Source organism: Amycolatopsis ultiminotia (genome assembly GCF_039536925.1).
Taxonomy (GTDB): Bacteria; Actinomycetota; Actinomycetes; order Mycobacteriales; family Pseudonocardiaceae; genus Amycolatopsis; species Amycolatopsis ultiminotia.
Genome location: NZ_BAAAZN010000001.1, coordinates 527171 through 542653, shown reverse-complemented (window position 1 = coordinate 542653; position 15483 = coordinate 527171). Strand labels below are relative to the sequence as shown.

The window sequence follows — 15483 nt, the reverse complement described above, 5'->3', positions numbered from 1 at the left end:
GGCCCGGTCGTCACAGCTTCTGGATCGCCTCGCTGATCTTTGCTGTGGTGGACAGTGCCTGTTTTCCGTACACCGCGGCGTTTTCGCGGGCGAAGCGGCTCGACGGGACGGAAATCGCCACCGCGGCCACCGGCCGTCCGGAGGACGCGGTGACCGCGGCGGCGACCGCGCTGACATCGGGCCGCCACCAGGACGACTCGTTCACGGCGTAGCCCTGTTCGCGGGTGCGGGTCACCTCGGCCAGCACCTCCGGCCGCTGCACCATCGTGGTGGCGGTGTGCCGGTCGAGGTCGGTTCCCAGCACCCGGTCCAGTTCCTCCTCGCCGAGGTGCGCGAGGATCGCGATGCCGGACGCGGTCGCGTGGATCGGGGCACGGGTACCGATCTCCACGAAGGTCCGCACCGCCTGCGGACTGTCCCGGCGGGCGATGATGACCAGCGAACCGCCGTCGCACACGCTCAGGTGGACGGTTTCGGTGGTCAGATCGCGCAGTTCTTCCAGATAGGGCTGCGCCACCTCGCGCAGCCCCTCCTCGCCCGCCGCGCGCAGGCCGATGCCCAGCGGTTTCGTGGTCACGCCCCAGCGGGCGCGGTCCGCGTCGACCATCCGCAGCCAGCCGGCGTGCTGCAGCGTGACCAGGCACCGCTGGACGCTGCTCTTCGGCATCCCGGTGGCCCTCGCCAGTTCCGAGACGCCGACCGGCTGGCGCCTTGCCACCTCCTCGAGGACCCGGAACGTGCTCAGCACGGCGGCCACCGGCTTGTTCGACTCCGACTGGGTCACGCGATCCCCTCCTGCGACGACACGACCGCAGCCATTGTTCCACACCGCGAAACGACGTCCCGCGGGATCAGCCCCCGATCGACAGCACGACCTTGCCGAACCGTTCCGGAGCGTCGAGCCGTAGCTGGGCGTCGGCGGCCTTTTCGAGCGGGAACACCGAATCGACGACCGGATGCAGTGCACCGGAGGCGAGCAGCGGCAGGAACTCGGCGATCTCGCCCCGGTTCGAGGTGTGGCAGCCGATCAGCGTGATCTCCCGCCGGTAGATGCTCCACAGGTCCACTTCGGCCACCGATCCGGTGTGCGAACCCATGCCGACCAGCCTGCCGCCGTGCCGGGCGGATCGGATGGACTGCTGCACGGTGGCACGCCCGACCGTCTCGTGCACGACATCCACGCCGGTTCCGCCGGTCAGCCGCCGGACCGCCTCGGAGAAGTCCGGTTCGGCGCGGTAGTTGATCACCTCGTCGGCACCGAGCGCGCGGACCTGCTCCTCCTTCCGCTCGGTGCCGGTCGTGGCGAGCACGGTCGCACCCAGCGCTTTCGCCACCTGTACGGCGGCGCTCGCGACACCACTGCCCGCGCCGACCACCAGCACCGTTTCGCCGGCTTGCAGCTGTGCCTTGGTCTTCAGCATGTGCCAGGCGGTCATGTACGCGACGATCCCCGCGGCGAGTACGTCGTGGCCGAGTCCTTCGGGCGCCGCAATGATGTTGCGTGCCGGGAGGGCGATGTACTCGGCGTACGTGCCGTCGAAGTGTTCGCCGACCACCTGCAGCCGCGGGCATTCGCTGTCCCGGCCCGAGGTACAGGCTTCGCATTCGTCGCAGACCACCATCGGGTTGATGACCACCCGGTCCCCCACCGTGAACCCGCTCACGCCGTCGCCGAGCGCCGCGACCTCACCGGCACCTTCCACGCCCAGCACGATCGGCGTCGGCGCCTCCGCGAACCGGCCCTCGCGGATGGTGATGTCCGCCCGGTTGAGACCTGCGGCGCGCAGCCGCACCAGTACCTCACCAACACGCGGTTCGGGCGTGCGCACCTCGACGATCTCGACCCGCTCGGGCCCGCCGTGCACGCTTACTCGTCCTGCCTTCATCGTTCTGCTCCGTTCCGCCCGGCCCACGCGAATGCGCCGGATTCGGTCAGCCGCCGACGGATCTGCGTGTCCCGCGCCGCGTCGGCGGTGGTCAAGGCGAGCGCCAGACCGCCGTCCCGCACCGCCCGGTCGCCCTCCGGCCCGCACGCGGCGGCGGCGAATCCGGCGGTGTGGTTGCCCTCCTCCGGCGGACGGTCGAACGACAGCACCGGGTGGATCGCGGGCAGCTGCACCGAAACCTCGGCCATGTCGGTCGAGCCGAGGGAACGGTCCGGGTAGTCCGGGAAGACCCGCCCCAGATCTTGCGCGTTGGACCGGAAGAGCCCGGCGAGCACGTGATCGTGCCGGAACCCGTTGACGGACATGAGTGGTTCGCCGATCTCCAGCCGCACCCCGGCCCCGAGTGCACCCGCCTCGAAGCAGGCCCGCACCCGCGTCCACAGTGCATCGACCTCGTCGAGCGTGTCGGCACGCACCATGCACTCCACCACCGCGTGCCCGGGGATCACGTTGACCGCGGAACCCGCTTGCCTGATCACGGTGTGGATCCGGTCGGAATCGCGGATCTGCTGACGCAGCAACCCGATCGCGACCTGGGCGATGGTGACCGCGTCACCGGCGTTGAGTGCGTCGAACGGCCGCGAAGCGTGTCCGGTGCGCCCGTGGTAGGTGATCGGCCAATGCCGCATCGCACGGATGTGCGGGGCGGCCATGTCCTTCAGCGTCGGGTGCATCATCATCGCCGCGTGGAGCCCGTCGAACGCGCCTTCCCGCAGCATGATCGCCTTCCCGGCACCCCGTTCCTCGGCAGGCGTGCCCAGGAGCCGCACGGTCAGGTCGAGTTCGTCGGCGACCGGCGCGAGCGCGAGTGCGGCACCGACCGAGGAAGCGGCGATCACGTTGTGCCCGCAGCCGTGCCCGATCTCCGGCAAGGCATCGAGTTCCGCGCACAATCCGACCGCCAGCGAGCCGTTGCCCACGGTGGCACTGAACGCAGTCGCCAGACCGGCGATGCCCTCCTCGACGGTGAAGCCGCCGTGTGTGCGCAGGAGATCGACGATCGCCGCCGCGGTCCGGTGCTCCTCGAAAGCCAGCTCGGGATCCGCACCGATCCGGTGCGACAGGTCGAGGACGTCAGCCTCGTGCTTGCGGAACTCGGCCGCGATCCGGTCCTTCACGGTGTCCGGCATGCCAGGTTTCCTCCTTGTGCGGATCGTCCGACGAGTGTCGGGTCTCCGGCAACGCGAAGATCACGACGATCAGCGCGAGCGCGGCGACGACGGTGAGGTACGTGCCGGGTGCGAGCCGGCCGAACTGCGCGGTCAGCAAGGCACCGACCAGCGGTGCGGTCCCGCCGAACACCGCGTAGCCGAGGTTGTAGGTCAGCGCGGTGCTGGTGGCCCTGATCCGCGGCGGCACCAGTTCCACCGCGATGACGGTCGCGGTCATGCCGACCAGCGCCGCCGGCAGGACCAGCAGGACCTCCGCGAGCACGGTGGTCACCAGCGAACCACCGGTGGCGATGACGTAGGCAGGCACCGAGCCCAGCACCGCCACCACCACCCCGGCCACCAGCACCGGTTTGCGGCCGAACCGGTCGGCGAGCACCCCGGTCAGCAGGGACAGGCCGGTGCACAGGACCAGCGCGATACCGCTCGCGACGAGCACCGTGACCGGGGTAAGCCCGGCGGTGACGGTGAGGTAGGTCGGCAGGTACCCGAGGAAGTTCTGCACGACGACCGCCAGCAGCGAGAAAACCGCGAGCAGCAGCAGGAAGACACGCCAGTTCCGGACCGAGTCCCGCACCGGCGTGGTGGTGGTCTCCCCGCGTTCGGCGAGCGCGGTGAAGGTGCGGCTCTCCTCGAGGCGCAGCCGCAGGTAGAGGCCGATCAGCGCCATCACCCCGCCGACCAGGAAAGGCACCCGCCAGGTCCAGCTCTCATACGCCGCCGAGGAGGACAGCTGGAGACCGAGCAGGAGGAAAACCGCGAGCGCCGACCCGATGAAGGTCGCACTGCCGACCGCGCTGATCCACCGGGCCCGGCGCTGCGGCGGGGCCTGTTCCATGACGTAGGAGGCCGCGCTGGTGTATTCCGCCCCGATCGACATCCCCTGCGCCAGCCGGCACAGCAACAGCAGCACCGGCGCGGCGATGCCGAGGGAACCGTAGGTGGGCAGGATGCCGATCGCCGCGGTCGACACGGCCATGATCAGCACGACGGTGCAGAGCGCGGCCCGGCGGCCGGCCCGATCGCCCATGCTGCCGAACACCGCGGCACCCAGCGGGCGCACGACGAACGCGATGCCGTAGATCGCCAGGGTGGAGAGGATTCCGACGGCGGGATCCGCGCCGGGAAAGAAGTTCCTGGCGAGGATGGTCGCCGAATAACCGTAGATGACGAAGTCGAAGGACTCCACGATGTGCCCGGCCATGGCCGCGCCGAGAACTTTCTTCTGCATGACGACACTCCGTTGTGGACAGCAGGGAACGCGGCTCGTTACCAGATCTTTTCCAGCACGCGCAGGGCATTGCCGCCGAGCACGGCGGCGATGTCGGTGTCCCGGTAGCCGTGGGCGACCAGCCACCTGGTGATGTTCGGGAAGCATTCGCCCGGGTTTTCCAGTCCGGCCACGTGCTCGACCGGCTCGTAGGCAGGCCCGGACGTGATCGCGTCGGCCACGCCGAGCTTCTCGCTCATCGCGTGGTGCAGTCCCAGGTGGTCACCGAAGAAGGTGTCCGGCCCGAAGCCGACGTGCTCGATCCCGACGAGGTCAACGCAGTAGCGGAAGTGGTCCATCACCGATTCGATGGTGTGCCTGCGGTGCTCGGGACTGACCGTGGTGAGCGGGGCGGCTTCGATCCCGATCATCCCGCCCGACTCGGCACAGGCGCGGATGACCTCGTCCGGCTTCATCCGGGGCGTGTCCCACAGCCCGCGCGCACCGGCATGCGTGATGAGCACCGGTTTGTCACTCGCCTCGAGCACGTCCAGCGCGGTGCGGTCCCCGGCGTGGGACAGGTCGATGGCCATCCCGAGCCGGTTCATCCGCCGGACCGCGCGACGGCCGAACGCGGTCAGCCCGCCGTCGCGCTTCTCCCGCAGCCCGCTGCCGAGCGAGTTCGCGTCACTGTAGGCGATGCCCATCTGCCGCACCCCGAGTCCATAAAGGACGTCGATGCGGTCGACCTCGTTCTCGATCAGCGCGGCACCTTCCAGCCCCGCGACCACGGCGAGCCGGCCTTCCGTGTGCGCACGCCGGATGTCCTCGACCGACTCGGCGCGCAGCACGTAGTCCTGGTGCGCGAAATCGCAGAACCGCATGCCGAGGTCGGTGATCACGTCGTCCCACTTCCAGCCGGAGCGGGATTCGCAGGCACCCCAGCCGAGGTTGTCGAAGACGGCGTCCATTCCGGACCGGCTCAAACCTTCGTATCCGTAGGCGAGCCGGGCTTCCCGGTTCCACGCGAGCAGCTCGGCGTCCGCCTTCTCCGGCAGCCGGACCGGATGATCGTGCAGGGACACCACGACGTTCTCGGCCAGCAGCCGGCTCGCCCGCTCCTCCTGCTCGGCGGTGAGCCGCAGATCGTGCTCCGGCAGCCGTCCGACGTCCGCGGCCAGCCGGAACTCCCGGAAGTCCGTTCCCGGTTCCAGGTACGCGAAGGACTGATATCCCGAGTAACGGGTCACCGGCATGGCCTTTCCTCACTCTTCGGGGGTTCGTCCGCGGGATAGGCCGCGGCCAGGATGCGGGCCGCGTCCGGCCATCCGGCGGACGAGATCTCCGCCGCTCGCCCGGTTCCCACACAGCCGGCGACCTTTGCGGCCAGTTCGCCCGTTCCGGCCGGGATGTCGGTGCGCGTGCGGCGTTCGCTTGTCCCGTCCGCGAACCGGACCTCGACGGTGGTTTCTCCGGCGAGTACGCCGGATCCACCGGGCAGGGCGTGGACCGTCGTCCGGTCCAGCAGCTTCGCGACTTCGGGCCGTGCGACGGCCTCGTCGGTGAAGCTCGCGACGGTCGGGAAACCGTCGACGAGCGCCGCCACTACCGCGTAAGGCAGGGAGAACTTGGCCTCCAGACCGGTCCGCGGGCGCCCGTCCACCAGCGGCTGCAGAACCGGCTCCGCGACGGTGATCTGGACGGAAGCCACCTTCTCCGGCGGAACCGTCCCGAACAACCGCGCGGTCGCGATCGGCCGCTGGAGTGCGTAGCAGCAGGGAAACAGCTTGATGGCCAGTCCGCCGGGCACTACCGGCCCGGACAGCTCGACCTCGCGCTCGCCACCGACCAGCTCGAACCACTCCGCGAGCGCATCCGGATCCGCCGTGGCGCCCGCCGCGGCCAGCCGGGCCGCCCGGACCCCGGCGTCCACCGCGAATCCGACCTGCAACGGTTTGGCCTCGGTGCCGAACGCGCGCTGTCCGCCGCCCGCCGAAGGCACGGCCAGCGCCATCGCCCGGGTGACCCCGGCGGCGTCGAGACCGAGACTCAACGCGGCCGCCACCGCGGCCGCGGGCGCCCCGGCGGTGCACGACGCGTGCCAGCCGCGACGGTAGTGCGCCCACCCCAGCGCGGTGCCGAGGCGGGCCATCACGCCCGCGGCCGCCAGGAATTCCCGGTCCCCGCCGCCTGCCGCCAGCGTCGCGCTCGCGCAGACGACGCTGACGTGCGAGGTGGACGGCAGGTGGACGTCGTCGAAATCCAGTGCGTGGCCGATCGCGGCCCAGCGCAGCGCGGGCGGCAGTCCCGCGGTGCGGGCCACGATGGGCTCCCCCGCCGCGGCAAGGGTGACCGCGAGAGTGTCCACAAGGGACCGCCGGGCCAGTTCGCGGTCGGCTTCGACCGGCGTGAAGTCCACCGCCCATGCGGGCAGGTCTTCGAGGGTGCTTCCCATGATCGTCTCCCGTGCGGCGTCAGAACGAGCGGGGCATGCCGAGGACGTGTTCGCCGATGTAGGACAGGATCAGGTTCGACGAGATCGGCGCGATCCGGTAGAGCCGCGTCTCGCGGAACTTCCGCTCGATGTCGTACTCGGCCGCCATTCCGTAGCCGCCGTGGGTCTGCAACGCGACATCGGCCGCTTCCCAGGACGCGTTGGAGGCCAGCAGTTTCGCCATGTTCGCCTCGGCGCCGCAGTGCTTTCCGGCGTCGAACAGGTCCGCGGCCTTCCAGCGCATCAGATCGGCTGCTTCCAGGTGCACATGTGCCTGGGCGATCGGGAACTGGACACCCTGGTTCCGTCCGATCGGCCGGTCGAACACCTCGCGGTCGGAGGCGTACCGTGCCGCGCGGCGCACGAACCACCGGCCGTCGCCGACGCATTCCGCGGCGATCAGGATGCGCTCGGCGTTCATCCCGTCGAGGACGTACCGGAAACCCCGTCCCTCCTCGCCGATCAGCGCATCCGCAGGAAGCCGGACGTCGTTGAAGAAGACCTCGTTGGTCTCGTGGTTGACCATCGTGCGCAGCGGCCGCAGCTGCACTCCCTCGACCTCGCGCAGGTCGACCAGGAACAGCGACAGCCCGTCGGACTTCCGTTCGACGTGCTCCTGTCGCGTGGTCCTGGCGAGCAGCAACATCAGGTCCGAATGCTGGACGCGGGAGATGAACACCTTCTGGCCGTTGACGATGTAGCCGTCTTCGGTGCGCTTCGCGGTGGTCCGGATCTTGGTCGTGTCGCTGCCCGCAGTCGGTTCGGTGATCCCGAACGCCTGCAGCCGCACCTTGCCCGCGGCGATGTCCGGCAGATAACGCTCCTTCTGCTCCCTGCTGCCGTGCCGCAGCAGGGAACCCATGGTGTACAGCTGGGCGTGCACCGGGCCGGCGTTGCCACCGTTGGCGTTGATCCCTTCGAGCAGCACCGAGGCGTCGCCCAGGCCGAGACCGAGGCCGCCGAACTCCTCGGGCACGAGGGCGCCGAGGCATCCGGTGCCGGTCAGCGCGTCGACGAATTCCTCCGGATAGCGGCGGGCCTCGTCGACCTCCCGCCAGTAGGAGTCGGGATAGTCGGCACAGATGGTGTCGATCAGCCGGCGCAGGTCGCTGCGCAGCTCGGTGCGGTCCTCGGTCACGCTGTCTCCTCGGCTCGCGGGCCGTGCCCGCGCTTGTAGACCAACAAGGTCCGGCTGAACTCGATCACGGTTTCACCGGTCTGCTTGGTGCCCTCGGTGCGCACCGTCACCACGCCGACCGCCGGGCGGGAGCGGGATTCCCGCACGGCCAGCACGGTGGAGCGGGAATGGATCGTGTCGCCCTCGAACACCGGTGCCGGCAGCACGATGTCGGTCCAGCCGAGGTTGGCGAAGACGTTCTGCGACACGTCGGTGACGCTCTGCCCGGCCACCAGCGCGAGGGTGAACGTGGAGTTCACCAGCGGACGGCCGAATTCGGTGCGCCGCGCGTACTCGTGGTCGAAGTGCAGCGGCGCGGTGTTCTGGGTGAGCAGGCTGAACCAGATGTTGTCCGTGGTGGTGACGGTGCGCCCGAGCGGATGCCGGTACTCGTCGCCGCACACGAAATCCTCGAAGAACCGGCCCTGCCAGCCGGAATGTGTGGTCATGCGCTTCCCTTCCGCCGGGCCGCCAGTTCGGCGAGCACCGGCTCGGTGTGCTGGCCGGGGGCGGGGACGGCGCCGCCGCCCGCGAGCCGCCCGCCGGGGGTGGCGACCGGGGCCAGGGTGGCAACCTCACCACCGGGGATGGCCGTGGTGAGCCACCGCGGCGCGGGCGCCAGTTCGGGGTGGCCGGCCAGGCCGGCGACGTCGTTGAGCCGGGCCCAGGCGATCTCCGCAGCGTCGAGCCGGGCGATCAGCTTCGCCTCCGGCAGCTGCCGGCCCGCACCGTCGAGCAGCTCGTCGAGATGCGCGCGATGGGCCACCCGCGACGAGTTCGTGCGCAGCCGCGGATCCTCGAACAGATCCGGCCGGTGCAGCACGTCGAGGCAGAGCCGGCGCCATTCCCGGTCGTTCTGCACGGCGATCATCAGCAGCCGGCCTTCGGCGGTCGCCACCGGGCCGTACGGGGCGATGGTCGGATGCGCGGCACCCATCGGCACCGGAGCCCGGCCGCTGTGCACGGTGTAGTAGAGCGGATAGGCCATCCATTCGGCGAGTGCGCCGAAAAGCGGTACGTGGACCGGTAACGCTTCCCCGGTCCGGTCCCGGTGCCGCAACGCCGCGAGGACACCGCTGAACGCGAACGAACCCGCCGCGATGTCGGCGACCGAGATCCCGGTTTTCGCCGGCGAACCCGGCAGGCCGGTGACCGACATCAGCCCGGTTTCGGCCTGGATCAGCGCGTCGTAGGCCTTCTTGCCCGGCTGCGGCCCGTCCGCGGCGTATCCGGAGATCGTGCACGCGACGAGGTTCGGATGCCGCGCCTGCAGCGCGTCCGCGGTGAGCCGGAGATCGCCGAGCACACGGGGCGACAGATTCGCGACGAGCACGTCCGCGTACCCGAGGATCTCCTCCAGCACTTGACGTCCGGCGCTGCTCTTCAGATCGAGCTGGACGGATTCCTTGCCGCGGTTGAGCCAGACGAACACACTCGACTGCCCGCCGACCACATCGTCGTACGCCCGCGCGAAATCCCCGCCGCCGGGCCGCTCGATCTTGACCACGCGGGCACCGAGGTCGGCCAGCTGCCGGGTGGCCAGCGGCGCGGCGACCGCCTGTTCGAGACCGACCACGGTGATGTCCTCAAGCGGAAGCGTGCCCATCCGCGGCCACCTCCCCGGCCTCGGCGAGCACGGCGTGCGCACGTGCCACCACCGGTCTGTCCACAAAGGTCCCGTCCGGCAGGCGAAGGCTGCCGGCGCCGGTGGCCTCGACGACCTTCCGCGCGTGCCGGATCTCCTCCGGCGCCGGTGCGTAGGCGCGGTCCACCGGGTCGAGCTGCCGGGGGTGGAGCACGACCCGGCCCCGGAATCCCAGCGCACGCGAGGCGAGGCTGGTCCGGGTGAGGCCCTCGTCGTCGTCCAGCGCGGGGTGCGGGCCGTCGATCGGGCCGGGGAGCCCGGCGGCGCGGGCGGCAATCGCCAGGTGCGCGCGGGCGTGGTCCAATCCGGCCGCCGGGGACACCCGCAGTTCCGCCGCGAGGTCCAGCACTCCGAGGATCAGCGCGGCGACCCGGTCCGCGGCGGCGATCTCCGCGGCGGCAAGCAGACCCGCGCACGTTTCGACCACCGGCACGATCCGCAACGCCCCGGCCGTGTGCTCGATCCCGGCCAGCCGTTCCGCCACCGCGGTGATCTCCGCGCCGGACCCGGCCTTCGGCAGCACGACCCCGGCGCCGTGGCCGAGGACCGGGGCCAGTGCGGCGAAATCCGCGGACTGCTCGGCCGTCCCGCTCGCGTTGACCCGCACGAAGAGCCGCGGACGGTGAGCGGCGGCCAGCGCGCGGACGACCGTCGCGCGGGCTTGCACCCTGGCTTCGGGGGCGACGCCGTCCTCGAGATCGAGGACGACCGTCGCCGCCGGCGCGGCCAGTGCCCGCTCGACACGTCGCGGGTGGTCCCCGGGGCAGAACAGCACGGTCCGGCCGAGATCCATCAGGATGGCTCCTAGTTGTTCATGTAGTCGGAACGTTGTGCTACACAATAGAACGAAGGCTGACTGGTGCCAGGGGTCTTTGTCAAGGGACGTTCAGGAGGGCAACGGAGATGAAACTCGTCGTAGTGGGCGACACAGTGCCGACACGGAAACCGGGCAGCGGGGCCCGTGCGCTGCTCGCGGAGGGTGCGCCGGACACGGAGAACACGGTCACCCTCGCCAATCTGGAGACCCCGTTGACCGATTCGGACGAACCCGCCGAGAAGGAGATGACCATCCGGGCCCCGGCCGCCGCCGCCCGGCACCTGCGTGACCTCGGCATCGACGTCGTCTCGGTGGCCACCAATCACGCACTGGACCACGGCGCACCGGGCCTGCTCGACACCGTCGCCGCGCTCGACCGGTCCGGCGTCCGGCACGCCGGAGGCGGCCCGACCCTGGCCGCCGCGGACGCCGGCGCCGTACTGGAAACCGCGGACGGGACCCGGCTCGCCGTGCTGAGCTTCTGCTCGACCCTGCCGCCCGGGGCGAATGCCACTTCGACCCGGCCCGGGATCGCACCCATCCGGATCGACCAGAGCTTCGCCTTCGACGGCACGACGATGCAGGAACAGCCCGGCACGCCACCCTACGTCCGGACCGCGGCGCACGAGCCGGACCTCCGGCGGGCCGAAGAGCGGATCCGGGCCACGAAGGCCATCTGCGACCGGGTCGTGGTGTGCCTGCACTGGGGAGTGCCGTGGTGCTACCTCCCGGAAAACCAGGGCCCGCTCGCCGAATACCAGCGGCCGCTGGCCCACCGGCTGGTGGACGCGGGCGCAGACGTCGTGGCAGGCACCCATCCGCACTGCCTGCACCCGGTGGAACGGCGCGGCAACGGGCTGATCCTCTATTCAGCCGGCAACTTCCTGTTCCAGTCGGCGGAAATCGGCGAGCCGGAGCAGTACTACGCGCTGCCGTACCGCAATTCCCGGCTGTTCACCGGCCGGTGGTTCGAGAGCGCGGTGTTCACGATCGACCTCGGCGACCGTCCCGGACTCCGGCTGACCCCGATCACCCTGGACGAGGACGGCGACCCGTCCGCCGCCGACGAGGTCACCGGAGCGCGGATTCTCCGGTCGGTCGAACGCCAGTCGAGGGAACTGGACCCGGAGATCCGGATCGGCCCGGACGGGGTGGTGCACTTCGGCCGGGGGTTCCCGAGCGGACCGGAGTACCCGCGCACGGCAGACGCCGACCCTCGGTAACCACCGCCACCGGCGGAAGATCGGCCGCTGGTCACCGGACGGCACTTCGACGCCGACCGTGATCGTGCCGGTGGACCGGTGCCGTTTCCTCCCGCGTGCAGGGCAGGCACCTGTCCGGTTCGAGACAGATCGGCGTCGTTTCGTTGACCCGGCGGTGCCTTCGTTGCCACGATCCGCGGTGCCAAGTCCATCCGGAGGGGAGGCAGGAATGGGCAACGGGATTTCCCGTCGCGCGTTCGTCGCAAGCGGTGCCGCACTGGGGCTCGCCGGGCTCGCCGCGCCGGCCCGTGCCGCCACCGCGGGAACGGCCGGCGCGCAGACGGCCAAGGCGGGAACGGCCGGTTTCGGTGCCGGATTCCCGGTCGGGCCGTGGACCCGCAACCCCGGCAATCCCGTACTGACCGCCGATCCCGGCCACTCCTGGGAATCCAGCTACGTCTACAACCCGGCCGCGATCGTCCACAACGGACAGATCAACGTGCTCTACCGCGCGCAGGGCAGTGATCTGGTTTCCAGCATCGGGCTGGCGGTCAGCGACGACGGCGTCACCTTCCAGCGCTTCGCCGATCCGGTGCTGGCGCCGAGTTCCGCTGTGGACAGTCACGGCTGCGAGGACCCGCGGGTGGTGCAGGTCGGCGACACCTTCTACCTCACCTACACCTCCTACGACGGCACCACCCCGCTGCTGAGCCTCGCCACCTCCACCGATCTGCGCAACTGGACCAAACACGGTCCGCTCTTCCCGGACTTCATCACCCCTGGCGCGAAAAAACCGAGATCGAAGTCCGGCGCCATCCTCACCGAGCCGATCGACGGCACGTACTACATGTACTTCGGCGACAACGGCATCTTCTACGCCACCTCGACCGACCTGCTCACCTGGAAACCGTTCAGCACCCCGGTGGTGCCGAAGGCATCCGACGATTTCACCGCCCACCTCGTCGAGGCGGGGCCACAGCCGGTCATCAACGACGCCGGGCTGATCGTGCTGGTGCACAACGCCGCGCAGAGCACCGATTCCGGGCTCGTCTACGCGGTGGGCCAGGCGCTGATCGACCCGGCGCACCCGACCGCCTGCCTGGCCCGGATGACCCAGCCCTTCCTCCGGCCGGAGGAAGCCTACGAAACCGACGGCCAGGTCCCGAACGTCCTGTTCGCCGAGGGACTCGTGCAGTTCAAGGGCACCTGGTACCTCTACTACGGCGGCGCGGACACGGTCGTCGGGCTCGCGACGTACCGGGCAGAGTAGCCCCCGCGGGCAACCGGGGCACCAGCACACGCAGTCCCAGCGCCGCGGTCACCGAACAAGCCACCACCACCGCGAAGGGCAGCCACACCGACACCGCGAACAACCCGGCGACTGCCGGCGCGACGACTTGTGCGCCGGTGAAGGCGTACTGGAACGCGGCGAGGTACCGGCCCCGGCTCTCCGCGGGTGCGGAGGCTTCGGCCAGCGCGTCGGCCCGCGGGCCGAAAACCAGGCTCGCGAGGGCGAGAACCACCACCCCGGCAGGCAAATTCCCGGGCAGCCAGCCGTGCGGCACCGCGATCGCGGCAAGGGTGATCGCGCACCACAGCACGTGCCCGGCCGCGCCGAGCGCCATCCCGCGCGGCCGGTCCCAGCGCCGGGTGCACCGCAGCGCGAACGTGCCCAGCGAGCTGGTCAGCGCGGTGTGCAGAGCCGGCATCGCACCGGGCAGCCAGGCCGGGCCGGGCAACCGGTCCAGCACGAACACCGGGGTGCCGACCAGGAAGAAGTCCACCACCAGCACGAACAGCCCGGACACGCCGATGAGCCCGAGGAACGGCCGGTCCCGCAGCACGGAAACCGGCCGCGCCGACGGCGCCGGGCGGTGCGGCACACGCAGCAGGGTCGCCAGCACGATTGCGGCAACGAGCAGGCAGCAGCCGTAGCCGACGACCGCGACCCGGTACCCGGGCGGTCCGGCGCCGCCGAGCAGCACGCCCACGGTCAGGGTGCCGAGCCCGAAACCGGCCGACCGCACCATCATCACCACCGCGAACGGCCGGTCTTTCGGCCCCTCGCCCGCAGCGTCGGCGACGAGCCCGACCAACGCGCAGAAGAACAGCTGCCTGCCGCCCGCGAGCAGCACGGTCGCGATCAGCACACCACCCGCCCCGTGTGCCGCGAGGTACCCGAACGCCCCCACTGCCTGCACGAGCTGCGCGCTGATCACCACCGGCTTCGGCCCGATCCGGTCGACCAGCCGGCCCGCCGGCGGGGGCACCAGCAGTCCGGCGACCGTGCCTGCGGTGACCACGGCACCGGCCAGCCCGAGCGACAGCCCCGCCACGGTCGTCGCGTAAACCACGGACAGCGGCAGGAACAATCCCGCATCGAAGTCGTCGATCCCCAGACCGACCGGCAGCGCGGGCCGCCCCCGATCCGCCACGCGCCCATCCTGGCACAGCCGCATTACCCGGTGCGGTCACCGAAATCGCCACCCCGCACGCGGACGTGGGTGCACAGCGCGGCCACCGCGACCATCGCCAGCAGCGCGAACGACCAGATCACCGATCCGCGGGCACCCACGCCCAGTGACGTCGCCGTCGAGAAGACGCCGCCGCTGACCAGCGCCCCGACGGCGGTCCCGGCGGTCTCCGCGAAGGCGATCGCGGTCGCGACCTGGGCGGTGCGGCCGGTGTCCACTCCGTCGAACACCGAGGAGGAGACCGGGGCGTAACTCAATCCCATGCCCAATCCGGCCAGTGCCCATGCCGCGACGAGGATCAGCAGCGCCGGCACCCGACCGATCGCAGGCACCTGCGCCAGCACTTCCAGCACCAGCCCGACGGCCACGAACAGCAGGCCCGGCACCGTCCCGCCGCCGGAACGGCGTAGGCCGGTCAATGCCCAGGCGACCAGCCCCGCGCCGACCACCACACTGCTCGCGACCACACCGCGGCCCAGTCCGTTGACCGCCGCGAGCGGCACCGTCCCGCTGCCGCCGAAGAAGGCGAGGCAGAGCCAGAACATCGTGGCGGTGACGAGGTACTGGGTGCGCTGACCGTCCACTTGGGAGCGAAGCGTGCGCAGGGCGGCCCATCCTGCGCCGAGCACACCGAGGACCAGCAGTGCGGTCCCGGTGATGCGCTCGTGCGCGGCCGGCGCGGCGGTCGCCACGGCCAGCCCGCCGAGCAGGACCACGGCGTTGCCCGGTCCGAGCCGCGTTCCCCTGCTCCGTTTCCACGGGATCAGCTGCGCGTCCCTGCCGATGAGCAGCCGGCCCAGCACGACCAGGACCGCGGGCCACGCCATCGCAGCACGCCAGCCGGCGGCAATCGTCACCATGGCGTTCACCGCGGGCCCGGCGAGTGCGGGAAGCAGCCACATCAACGCGAACAGACCCATCACCCGGGTACGCGCGGAACCCTGGTAAAGCGCGCCGAGCGCGGTCATCCCGAATCCGGCGAGCAGGCCGCCGGACAGTCCGCGCACGATCGTGCCCGCCAGGACGAACCCCATCGCCGGGGCGGTGACGCACAACGCTGCGCCCACGACGTAGAGGAGCGTGGCGAACGCCAGCACCCGTCCGGGTGCCATCCGCGCGAACGGGCCGGGACCGGCTGCCAGTACCAGGATGGTGGTGAACGAGCCCGCGGCCAGCGTCGCGCCGTAGAGCCCGGCACCGGCCAGTTCGTTCGACGCGATCGGCAAGACCGAGGAGTAGGCGATGCTCTGCACCGCACCGCCGAATTCGGCGAACAGCAGCGCAGCGAGCAGCCGTCCGCGCCGTCCGGCGAAGACGGCGCGCAGCGAACTGCCGGGCGTCATTCGACG

At 70.8% G+C, this 15483-nt stretch carries 14 protein-coding genes; 2 read left to right on the top strand and 12 right to left on the bottom strand.

Annotated features, from left to right (window positions below):
• Positions 1 to 10 precede the first annotated feature (10 nt).
• From ABD793_RS02480 to ABD793_RS02435, 10 genes are all read right to left on the bottom strand, one after another.
• The gene (locus tag ABD793_RS02480; RefSeq protein WP_344854786.1) at positions 11 to 784 is read right to left on the bottom strand and encodes an IclR family transcriptional regulator; all 774 of its coding nucleotides are present in this window, start codon (positions 782 to 784) and stop codon (positions 11 to 13) included.
• Positions 785 to 851: 67 nt separating this feature from the next.
• Positions 852 to 1886: a zinc-binding dehydrogenase gene (locus ABD793_RS02475; protein ID WP_344854784.1), complete on the bottom strand. Its 1035-nt coding sequence runs from the start codon at positions 1884 to 1886 to the stop codon at positions 852 to 854.
• The gene (locus ABD793_RS02470) at positions 1883 to 3076 is read right to left on the bottom strand and encodes an amidohydrolase (protein ID WP_344854782.1); all 1194 of its coding nucleotides are present in this window, start codon (positions 3074 to 3076) and stop codon (positions 1883 to 1885) included. The genes ABD793_RS02475 and ABD793_RS02470 overlap by 4 nt, the downstream gene beginning before the upstream one ends.
• Positions 3021 to 4346 (bottom strand): MFS transporter, encoded by a 1326-nt coding sequence (locus ABD793_RS02465; protein WP_344854780.1) that lies wholly within the window; start codon positions 4344 to 4346, stop codon positions 3021 to 3023. The genes ABD793_RS02470 and ABD793_RS02465 overlap by 56 nt, the downstream gene beginning before the upstream one ends.
• A gap of 38 nt (positions 4347 to 4384) precedes the next feature.
• On the bottom strand, positions 4385 to 5581 hold the full coding sequence (locus ABD793_RS02460) for a dipeptidase (protein ID WP_344854778.1): 1197 nt from the start codon (positions 5579 to 5581) through the stop codon (positions 4385 to 4387).
• Positions 5572 to 6780, bottom strand: coding sequence for an MmgE/PrpD family protein (locus ABD793_RS02455; RefSeq protein ID WP_344854776.1), 1209 nt, complete (start codon positions 6778 to 6780; stop codon positions 5572 to 5574). The genes ABD793_RS02460 and ABD793_RS02455 overlap by 10 nt, the downstream gene beginning before the upstream one ends.
• Before the next feature lie 19 nt (positions 6781 to 6799).
• A complete protein-coding gene (locus ABD793_RS02450) occupies positions 6800 to 7957 on the bottom strand; it encodes an acyl-CoA dehydrogenase family protein (RefSeq protein WP_344854774.1) in 1158 nt (385 codons plus the stop codon).
• Entirely contained in the window at positions 7954 to 8445 is a 492-nt protein-coding gene (locus tag ABD793_RS02445; RefSeq protein WP_344854772.1) for a MaoC family dehydratase, read from the bottom strand. Before ABD793_RS02445 ends, ABD793_RS02450 begins: the two co-directional genes overlap by 4 nt.
• Positions 8442 to 9602, bottom strand: coding sequence for a CaiB/BaiF CoA transferase family protein (locus tag ABD793_RS02440; protein WP_344854770.1), 1161 nt, complete (start codon positions 9600 to 9602; stop codon positions 8442 to 8444). Before ABD793_RS02440 ends, ABD793_RS02445 begins: the two co-directional genes overlap by 4 nt.
• Entirely contained in the window at positions 9583 to 10434 is an 852-nt protein-coding gene (locus tag ABD793_RS02435; protein ID WP_344854768.1) for an HpcH/HpaI aldolase/citrate lyase family protein, read from the bottom strand. The genes ABD793_RS02440 and ABD793_RS02435 overlap by 20 nt, the downstream gene beginning before the upstream one ends.
• Positions 10435 to 10544: 110 nt before the next feature.
• Here ABD793_RS02435 and ABD793_RS02430 point away from each other — a divergent pair, with 110 nt between their 5' ends.
• Positions 10545 to 11681: a CapA family protein gene (locus ABD793_RS02430; RefSeq protein WP_344854766.1), complete on the top strand. Its 1137-nt coding sequence runs from the start codon at positions 10545 to 10547 to the stop codon at positions 11679 to 11681.
• A 208-nt stretch (positions 11682 to 11889) separates the two neighbouring features.
• The gene (locus ABD793_RS02425; RefSeq protein ID WP_344854764.1) at positions 11890 to 12930 is read left to right on the top strand and encodes a glycoside hydrolase family 130 protein; all 1041 of its coding nucleotides are present in this window, start codon (positions 11890 to 11892) and stop codon (positions 12928 to 12930) included.
• Here ABD793_RS02425 and ABD793_RS02420 read toward each other — a convergent pair.
• Both ABD793_RS02420 and ABD793_RS02415 read right to left on the bottom strand, forming a co-directional pair.
• Positions 12857 to 14095 (bottom strand): MFS transporter, encoded by a 1239-nt coding sequence (locus ABD793_RS02420; RefSeq protein ID WP_344854762.1) that lies wholly within the window; start codon positions 14093 to 14095, stop codon positions 12857 to 12859. The genes ABD793_RS02425 and ABD793_RS02420 overlap by 74 nt on opposite strands.
• A gap of 23 nt (positions 14096 to 14118) precedes the next feature.
• On the bottom strand, positions 14119 to 15477 hold the full coding sequence (locus ABD793_RS02415) for an MFS transporter (protein WP_344854760.1): 1359 nt from the start codon (positions 15475 to 15477) through the stop codon (positions 14119 to 14121).
• Between the last annotated feature and the right edge of the window lie 6 nt (positions 15478 to 15483).

Excerpts from the sequence above, each read along its gene's own strand:
- ABD793_RS02415 (WP_344854760.1), bottom strand. The coding sequence starts at position 15,477 with ATGACGCCCGGCAGTTCGCTGCGCGCCGTCTTCGCCGGACGGCGCGGA.
- ABD793_RS02440 (WP_344854770.1), bottom strand. The coding sequence starts at position 9,602 with ATGGGCACGCTTCCGCTTGAGGACATCACCGTGGTCGGTCTCGAACAG.
- ABD793_RS02475 (WP_344854784.1), bottom strand. The coding sequence starts at position 1,886 with ATGAAGGCAGGACGAGTAAGCGTGCACGGCGGGCCCGAGCGGGTCGAG.
- ABD793_RS02435 (WP_344854768.1), bottom strand. The coding sequence starts at position 10,434 with ATGGATCTCGGCCGGACCGTGCTGTTCTGCCCCGGGGACCACCCGCGA.
- ABD793_RS02465 (WP_344854780.1), bottom strand. The coding sequence starts at position 4,346 with ATGCAGAAGAAAGTTCTCGGCGCGGCCATGGCCGGGCACATCGTGGAG.
- ABD793_RS02425 (WP_344854764.1), top strand. The coding sequence starts at position 11,890 with ATGGGCAACGGGATTTCCCGTCGCGCGTTCGTCGCAAGCGGTGCCGCA.
- ABD793_RS02455 (WP_344854776.1), bottom strand. The coding sequence starts at position 6,780 with ATGGGAAGCACCCTCGAAGACCTGCCCGCATGGGCGGTGGACTTCACG.
- ABD793_RS02460 (WP_344854778.1), bottom strand. The coding sequence starts at position 5,581 with ATGCCGGTGACCCGTTACTCGGGATATCAGTCCTTCGCGTACCTGGAA.
- ABD793_RS02445 (WP_344854772.1), bottom strand. The coding sequence starts at position 8,445 with ATGACCACACATTCCGGCTGGCAGGGCCGGTTCTTCGAGGATTTCGTG.
- ABD793_RS02430 (WP_344854766.1), top strand. The coding sequence starts at position 10,545 with ATGAAACTCGTCGTAGTGGGCGACACAGTGCCGACACGGAAACCGGGC.
- ABD793_RS02470 (WP_344854782.1), bottom strand. The coding sequence starts at position 3,076 with ATGCCGGACACCGTGAAGGACCGGATCGCGGCCGAGTTCCGCAAGCAC.